1 protein-coding gene is annotated in these 1,317 nt (G+C 68.9%); it reads left to right on the top strand.

Features of this window, described 5'->3' with window-relative positions; all coding sequences use genetic code 11:
- Nucleotides 1–206 precede the first annotated feature (206 nt).
- On the top strand, nt 207–1,154 hold the full coding sequence (locus JHL17_RS16765; protein ID WP_200194760.1) for an IS110 family RNA-guided transposase: 948 nt from the start codon (nt 207–209) through the stop codon (nt 1,152–1,154).
- Nucleotides 1,155–1,317: the final 163 nt, after the last annotated feature.

The following is a 1,317-nucleotide window of genomic DNA, read 5'->3' as shown; positions in this document are numbered from 1 at the left end:
TGCGCCCCCTCACCCCAACCCCTTGTGTGTTTGGGAGGGAGTATAAAGTCCCTGGGCGGCGCGTTAGCCGCGCGCCGCCCAGGTTGGCCGATCCCGTATACCCCTGGGCGCAGAGGCCGAGAGAGAGCATGAGGGCGGCCAGCCTTCCTTGGAGTCCGAACGGTTGCATGGGCCTTTAGCCCGCACCACAAGGAAGGAACACGAGGATGGCACAAGACGCAGTTTTTGTCGGCATCGATTGCGGCAAGGAGGTCCTCGATGTCGTGGTAGTCCCCGGCGGCGAGACCCTGCGCGTCGCCAACAGCGCGGCCGGTCACGAGGCCCTGATCGCCGGGCTGAAAGGGCGTCCGGTCGCTCTTGTGGGCATCGAGGCCAGCGGCGGCTATGAGCGTGCGGTGCGCGATGCGCTGGAAGCGGCAGGGATAGCGGTGGCTGTGCTCGACCCCGCGCGAGTGCGCCATCTCGCCAAGGCCAAGGGGCAGCGCGCCAAGACAGATCCGATCGATGCGGCGCTGATCGCCGACTTCACCGCCCGCTTCCAGCCGTCCGCCACCCCTTCCAACCGGCAGCGTGAGCGCCTGGCCGACCTTCTCGGCCTGCGCCGCCTGCTGGTCGACAAGCGCGCCGACCTGAAAAAGGCGGTGGCACGGCTGCCCGCCGACGTCGCGGCCCTGGCCGAGCCGGCGCTGGAGGCGCTGGGGACGGCGGTCGAGGCGGCAGAGCGTGAGATCACGCGCCGCGCGCAGGAGGATGCGGCGCTTGCCAAGAAGGCCAAGGCGTTGAGCAGCGCTCCCGGGGTCGGTGCACTCACCGCACTCACGTTGGCCGTGTTGGTGCCGGAACTGGGCCAACTGTCCGGCGGACAGGCCGCCGCCTTGCTCGGCGTGGCGCCTTACCCCGACGACAGTGGTCAACGTCACGGCGCACGCAGGATCGCCGGCGGGCGTGAGGACGCCAGACGCGCCCTCTACATGGCGGCCTTGACCGCAGCAACCGGCAGGCGCAAGGGGGGCGTGCTGGCCAGCTTCTATGACCACCTGATCGGTCGCGGCAAGCCACCGAAAGTGGCTCTGACCGCCTGTATGCGCAAACTGATCGTACGGCTCAACGCCATGCTCGCCCACGGGGGCACATGGAGTGAGCAGACCGACTGACTGGCCGACGGTCGGCGCTCGTCGCCGACCGCTTGCAAAGCCAAACGAACCTCGGGCGCGCAGCCGTCAAGGCCAAAGCCGCCCAACGGGCGGGCGCGCGCAAGCGCGAGCCTTGACCGCGAGCACACGAGGTTCAGTCAACAACACGGTTGCTCTCCCGCGA

This window comes from Azospirillum endophyticum, from assembly GCF_016595245.1.
GTDB classification, from domain to species: Bacteria; Pseudomonadota; Alphaproteobacteria; order Azospirillales; family Azospirillaceae; genus Azospirillum; species Azospirillum endophyticum.
This window is presented reverse-complemented; position numbering and strand designations above follow the sequence as displayed.

What these genes read in the sequence shown, in the direction of transcription:
- JHL17_RS16765 (WP_200194760.1), top strand. Translation starts at nt 207, where the DNA reads ATGGCACAAGACGCAGTTTTTGTCGGCATCGATTGCGGCAAGGAGGTC.